Annotated in this window: 7 protein-coding genes; 1 reads left to right on the forward strand and 6 read right to left on the reverse strand. The window is 68.3% G+C overall.

Going from position 1 to position 6086, the window contains the following annotated elements; genetic code table 11:
- Nucleotides 1-439: methylated-DNA--[protein]-cysteine S-methyltransferase (locus AC5JJ6_RS37125; RefSeq protein ID WP_496046847.1), on the forward strand; the 439-nt coding region annotated here is incomplete at its 5' end.
- Between the two features lie 18 nt (nucleotides 440-457).
- Here the strand turns inward: AC5JJ6_RS37125 and AC5JJ6_RS37130 are convergent.
- From AC5JJ6_RS37130 to AC5JJ6_RS37155, 6 genes are all read right to left on the reverse strand, one after another.
- A complete protein-coding gene (locus tag AC5JJ6_RS37130; protein WP_496046848.1) occupies nucleotides 458-871 on the reverse strand; it encodes a DUF3830 family protein in 414 nt (137 codons plus the stop codon).
- Nucleotides 872-905: 34 nt separating this feature from the next.
- On the reverse strand, nucleotides 906-1880 hold the full coding sequence (locus AC5JJ6_RS37135; protein WP_496046849.1) for an acetamidase/formamidase family protein: 975 nt from the start codon (nucleotides 1878-1880) through the stop codon (nucleotides 906-908).
- Between the two features lie 4 nt (nucleotides 1881-1884).
- A complete protein-coding gene (atzD, locus tag AC5JJ6_RS37140) occupies nucleotides 1885-2997 on the reverse strand; it encodes a cyanuric acid amidohydrolase (protein ID WP_496046850.1) in 1113 nt (370 codons plus the stop codon).
- A gap of 16 nt (nucleotides 2998-3013) precedes the next feature.
- Nucleotides 3014-4468, reverse strand: coding sequence for an amidohydrolase family protein (locus AC5JJ6_RS37145; protein ID WP_496046851.1), 1455 nt, complete (start codon nucleotides 4466-4468; stop codon nucleotides 3014-3016).
- A gap of 8 nt (nucleotides 4469-4476) precedes the next feature.
- On the reverse strand, nucleotides 4477-5529 hold the full coding sequence (locus AC5JJ6_RS37150) for an ABC transporter substrate-binding protein (protein WP_496046852.1): 1053 nt from the start codon (nucleotides 5527-5529) through the stop codon (nucleotides 4477-4479).
- Between the two features lie 33 nt (nucleotides 5530-5562).
- Nucleotides 5563-6086, reverse strand: a 524-nt coding sequence (locus AC5JJ6_RS37155) for an ABC transporter permease (RefSeq protein ID WP_496046853.1), incomplete at its 5' end; no start/stop codon positions are given.

Genomic DNA, 6086 nt, shown 5'->3' on the forward strand with positions numbered 1-6086 from the left:
CGTGATCGACGGCGACGAGGACGCGGCGGTCCGTACCTTCGTGGAGGAATGGGGCGCCGCCGACCTGATCCGGGACGAGGCTGCCACGGCGGGGATCGCCGCCCGCGTCTTCGCCTTCGGCCCGAACGCCGGTTCGGAAAAGGGAGATCCGATCCCGCTGGTGCTCCGGGGCACCAACTTCCAGATCAAGGTCTGGGAAGCGCTGCTGCGCATCCCCGCCGGCCGCTTCATCAGCTATCAGGACCTTGCCCGCGCGGTCGGCAGGCCGGAGGCTCCGCGCGCCGTGGGTGCCGCCGTCGGACGGAACCCGATCAGCCTGATCATCCCGTGTCACCGGGTGATCCTGAAGTCGGGCATCGTCCACAACTACCGCTGGGGTGTCAGGCGGAAGAAGGCGCTGCTGGCGTTCGAAGCGGCCCGGCTGGAGAAGCAGGCCTGAAGGCCCCGTCCCTTCGGCTCAGGCCGCCTCGAAGGTGATCTTCTGGGCGCCTTTCCACAGGGCCAGCTTGCCGATTTCCGGCAGCTTTTCCAGGCCGGAGGTCAGCGTGATGAAGTGGTTGCCGGCAAGCTGGCCCATCTTGCTGGCGAAATGGACGCCGCCATAGGCCAGCAGGATCTCGGTCTCGCTGATGCCGCCCGGATACAGGATGATCTGTCCGGGAGCGGGGTAGCTGGTGTGGTTCTCGTAGCCGACGCCGAAATCGTAGTCGCCCAGCGGAATCCAGACGCCCTCGCCGCTCCAGCGGACATGGACGATCTGGGACACGAAGGGTAGCCGCTCGATGAACGCGGCGCATGTCTTGGGCGCCGCTTCGGTTTCGAGGCGCGCATCGAAGACGTGCTCGTTGATCGTGACCTTCAGCTTTTCCATGTCTTTTCTCCAAACTCCTGGCTTTGAATCCGTACTACTTGCCGAGTGCCGAGGCCTTCGCTCCCGCCGGCCCGAGCGCCCAGCGCCCCAGCATGGCATGGATGCCCTTGTGCCGGTTGACCAATTGGGTAACACGCAGGTCTGCGGCCAAGCTGCACAGCCGGTAGGCCTCGTCCGCCGAAAGGCTGGTGCAGCGCGTAATCAAGGCGATCATGTCGCGGAGTGCTGTCCGCGCCGCCTCGTCCAGATCCTCGTCGAAGCCCATCGTGATCAGATGCGTCGGCGTCTCGGCCCTCGGGGCCTTCAGGCTCGTTCCCTTGACCAGGGTGAGGCGGAAGGTTCCGGTCAACCCCGTCTCGACGGCGGTCAGGCAGACCTCGCCGTCACCCTGGGCCGCGTGCCCGTCCCCGGCGGAGAACAGGGCGCCCGCGGTCCAGACCGGCAGGTAGAGCGTCGATCCCGCCACCAGTTCCTTGTTGTCGATATTGCCGCCGAACGAGCGCGGCACGACGGAAGTGAGGCGGCCAAGCTCGGCACCCGGCGCCGTTCCCATCACGCCGAAGAAGGGTCTGGCCGGGATCTCCAGCCCCCAGGGCGTGCGGACCAGACGCTTTTCCCGGTCGATGGCGAGGTGGATGCGCCGGTGGTAGGGAAAATCCTCCGGCAAGGCGCCGGCGCCGGGGCGGATCAGGTTGAAGCCCCAATTGTCGCGCAGCGCCACGTCGAGGATATCGACGCGCAGGACGTCGCCCGGTTCCGCTCCGCGCACCGCGACCGGGCCGGTCATGATGTGCGGCCCAAGCTCGGGTGTCACGGCGGCGTGGACGCGGGCATGTTCCGGGCGGATCGTCATGCCGCCGGGCGGCGGCAGGTCGTCGCGGCTTCCGCTCAGCGTGTGGAGGACGACGGTGTCGCCGCTCTCGACCTCGGCCACGGGCGGGAGGGCCGCGTCGAAATAGCCCCAGTGGACGGTGCCCGGTTCGGGATGGATTTGGACTGGAGAGGCCATCGGTTCACCCCCGCTCCGCGATGATCGCGACGGGGCCGCCGCCGTCCGGCCCCTGGTGCTCCGCTCCTCCCGAGACGAACAGGTCGGTCAGGCCGACCGTCCCGGCGAGGACGCCGGCGACGAAGGCGCGGGCGTGCCGGGTCGCGGATATGTCGCTGTCGTCGAGCATCGTGTGGCGCATCCCCCGGACCGTGCCGGTGCGCGACGCTTCCGCCTTGGCGAGCACGGCCCTGATGCGGGCGCGCTCTCCGGCACCGAGCTGTCCCGGGCCGCCGAAGCCCAGCCGGCCCAATGCCGCGCGCACCGGCTCGATATCGACGGCGTCGGTCATGACGGCGTGGTCGATGCGGAGCGGTCCAGACCACTCCCCGCTCATTCCCAGCACCAGGATTTCGTGGCCCATGATCTCGATGCCGGCCGAGGTGCTGGCCCGCCCGGACCACAGCCCCATGTCGGCGCCGATGGCGGCCTCCGCGATGGCGTCGATCTCCAGCTCGCCCAGGGCGAGGGCGACGCCGAGCGCGCTGGCGCCGCGCGACAGGCCCATCGACTTGAGCGTATCGCGGGTCGCCGTGGCTAAGCCGCGCCCTTCCGCCTCGGTCACGCGGGCCGCCGTCAGCAGGGGACACTTGATCTGGACGAAATGCACTTCCGCGGGATCGGCGATGCGTGCCCGCTCCATCGCCAGACGTACCCCGTCGGCCACCATCTCCACCTGTGCCTTGCGGCCGAGATGCTCCGGCGGGAGCGGCGGGGTGATGGCGCTTCCCATGGCCAGGGCGGGACCTTGACCGAACTCCTTGACGTGCTTTCGCTCGAACACGATCCAGTGAGGCGACAGCGCCCCTTCCGTGCCGCCCGACATGACGAGGCAGACGGAACCGGCGGCATCCGGCCCGATATGCCGGTGCAGGAACAGCTTGAGGCTCTGGGTCGCGAAGCCCCGGCTGAAGTCGTTGACGCAGCCGTTGCCTTCCGTCTTGCCGAGGATGGCGACGATGCCCGACGGGTCGAGCGTCCCGGCTTCGACCAGCCGTTCCAGGCCCGCAACGTCGTCCGGACCGGAAGCGGCGACGCGGTGGACCGCTACCATAGGATTGAGCAGTGAGGATGTCATGATCGGTCCCGATAGATCAGCAGCAGGGCGCTGCCGCAAAATGATGCTTCATGGCCCGGTCCAGTTCCGGCAGGGCCGCCCGTAGGGGTGCGTTTTCCGCAATGCCGTGACGAAGGCGAGCCAGAAGCTCCGCCTGGACGGCGTCGTGGTCGATGCCCGTCACGCGGCCCCGCCGCACGACAGTCCGCCCGGCCACGATCAGCTCGGCGATGTGGCCGGCTCCGGCGCGGGCGAACAGCAGGTCCGCCGGAGACAGGTCCGGCACCAGACGGTCGCCGTCGAGCGCATCGGCGTCCAGCAGCAGCAAGTCCGCCGGTTCGCCCTGCCGGATCACGCCGCCTTCGGCGCTGCCGGTCACGGCAGCGCGGCCTTCGGCGAGCGCGATGCGGAGCATCCGCTTTTCGTCGATGGCTGACTCGAAACCCCAGCCGCGGTGGAGCGCATTGGTCAGGCGCATCTCGCAGAGAGCGTCGTCGTCCTCGTTGAGCGTCAGCCCGTCCAGGCCGAGCGCTACCTTGCAGCCCCGCGCGACCATCTCGGCCACCGGGGCGATGCCGGACCGGATGCCGAGGTTCGAACCCGAGTTCACGGCGATGGTCGTCCCCGCCTCCGCGATCAGCTCCAGCTCATCGGGCCGTGCCCAGGTGCAGTGCGCCAGGGTCAGGCGCGGCGACAGCAGGCCGATCTCCTTCAGGAAGCGGATCATGCCGTCGGGGAAGTTCCGGTCGGCCCAGTCGCGCTGGTAGCGGGTTTCCAGGCAGTGCATATGGACGCGCCGGCCGGAGAGCGCCGACGCCTCGGCTATGGCCCGGAGCAGTTCCGGCGAGCACCACTGCACGCCGGTCGGGCCGAACTGGACATCGACGAGATCGCCCGCCGCGGCATCCGCCGCTTCCTCGGCCAGCCGGATCTGGTCGGCCACGGGCAGCGGCGGCTTGGCCGTGCGCTGCGCGATCTCGCTGCGCGCGGGTTCCGGCATCAGCGCCAGCAACTCGTCCGACGGTCCATAGACCAGAGGGTTCCTGTCCTTCAGCGCCACGGCGAAGCCGATGCGGACGCCGATGTCGCGGGCCGCCCGCGCCACCTCCGCCGCTTCCTCCGGAAAGGAAGTCAGGCCCTGGACCCTGGTGTGGTGGACCATGACGGCGCCGGCCCCGCCGAGCGCGCTGCGGCCCAGCGAGGATGCGGCGGCCAGATACGGATCGACGGCGGGCAGGAGCGCCAGATACTGAAGCCAAAGCTCCAGCGGCTTGCCGCCGGCGCCGAACGAACTCGACCGCACCGGACGGCCATGGTCGTGCGCGTTGACGAGGGACGGAAGGGCGAACAGCGCCCCGCCCTCCACAGCCCCGCCGCCTATCTCTTCGACGGCCCCGATCCGCCCGCCGTCGAGCCTGATCCTGCGCGGCCCGCGAACCTCGTAGCCGGGACCTTCGAGCAGGCTTGCGCAGGCGATGGAGCGGTTCGTCATAAATGACCTCAATTCGTTGCGGGACCCATGCTCCGCTCATCCAGCGGCGGCAGGAAGGAACGGTCGAAGACCTGGGAGACCTTGGGCTTGTCCTGCAACTTGTACGCTTCGGCCATGACGTCAATGGAGCGGCCAAGCCGCGCGTCGTCCACGTCCCCCAACCCGATCTTCCGCGTCTCCGGCGTGATCATCAAGGTATCGAAAGCGAAGGCGACGCGGCGCTGCTCGCTCTTGGCGTCGACCAGCGGCTCGATCGCCGTCAGCGCCTTGACGCCCGAAGCCGGGTCGGCGATCACGTCCTTGACCGCGCGGTTGATGGCGCGCACCAGCCCCTTGACCGCTTCCGGCTTGTCGCGCACCAGCGCTTGGGAAACCATCACGCCGTTGGAATAAAGGTCCAGCCCGTAGTCGGCGTAGTCGAGCCAGCGGAAGCCGGTATCGGGGTCCTGCCCCTGCTGGATCAGGTTGACGTAGCTGGTCACGTTGAAGACGAGGGAGGCCGCGACCTCGCCCCGGATCAGCATCTGCTCCTGGAGGTTCGGCTGCATGTTGAGTACTTCGACGGAGGTTTCCGCGACGCCGTTCCGCGCCAGCAGCGCCGGGAGCAGGCGGGTCGCGGCGCTGCCGGCCGGTCCGCCGACCTTCTGGCCCGCCAGTTCCTCGATGCTGCCGATGCCGCTGTCCGCCTTGGTCAGCACCGAGAAGGGCGGCTTGTTGTAGACCTGATAAACCATGACCGGCGCGTCGGCGGGCTTCTGCGACGCCTGCTGGATCACGGCGTTGATGTCGCCGAACCCGGCATCGTAGGCGCCGGACATGATGCGGGTGACGGTCGCCGCCGACCCTTCGCCCTGGTCGATCGTGACATCGAGGCCTTCGTCGCGGAAATAGCCCTTCTCCTGGGCGACGAAGTACCAGGCGTGGATGCCCTGATACTTCCAGTCCAGCGTGAAACGGATAGGCGTTGGGGTCTGGGCGGTGGCGGAAGACATGGTGGAAGACATGGCGAGTGCCAGGCCGAAGCCGGCGAGCAGCGCCGCCCGGCGTGTCAGGGTGAGCATGACGTTCTCCAGTGCAGAGGGTATGCGAGGGCCTCAGCCCATCGCCAATTCGGTCTTGCGGTTGGCCCAGCCGGTGACGCGGCGCTCGATCGCGGAGAAGATCACGTAGAGCGCGATGCCCAATCCCGCGAGGATGAACAATCCGGCGAACACCAGCGGGACGTTGAAGTTGGAAGACGCGATCAGCATCATGTTGCCGATGCCCCGGTTGGACGCGACCGTCTCGGAGATCACGGTGCCGACGAACGACAGCGTCACCGCCACCTTGAGGGAGGCGAACAGGTAGGGCATCGCACGCGGCAGGCCGACGTTCAGCAGGATGTCGCGCTTGGTCGCTTTCAGCGTCCTTAGCACGTCCTCCAGCTCCGGTTCGGTGGTGGCGAGGCCGGTCGCCATGTTCACGACCACCGGAAAGACCGAGATGATCATGGAGGTCAGGATCGCGGGCACCGTGCCGGCGCCGAACCACAGCACGAAGATCGGCACCACGGCGACCTTGGGGATCGACGAGAAACCGACCAGCAGCGGGAACGCCACGTTATAGGCCAGCCGCGAGG

The organism is Skermanella sp. (assembly GCF_059503625.1).

Bases quoted from the DNA above. Each gene is read 5' to 3' on its own strand.
- AC5JJ6_RS37145 (WP_496046851.1), bottom strand. From the start codon at position 4,468: ATGACGAACCGCTCCATCGCCTGCGCAAGCCTGCTCGAAGGTCCCGGC.
- atzD (WP_496046850.1), bottom strand. From the start codon at position 2,997: ATGACATCCTCACTGCTCAATCCTATGGTAGCGGTCCACCGCGTCGCC.
- AC5JJ6_RS37130 (WP_496046848.1), bottom strand. From the start codon at position 871: ATGGAAAAGCTGAAGGTCACGATCAACGAGCACGTCTTCGATGCGCGC.
- AC5JJ6_RS37135 (WP_496046849.1), bottom strand. From the start codon at position 1,880: ATGGCCTCTCCAGTCCAAATCCATCCCGAACCGGGCACCGTCCACTGG.
- AC5JJ6_RS37150 (WP_496046852.1), bottom strand. From the start codon at position 5,529: ATGCTCACCCTGACACGCCGGGCGGCGCTGCTCGCCGGCTTCGGCCTG.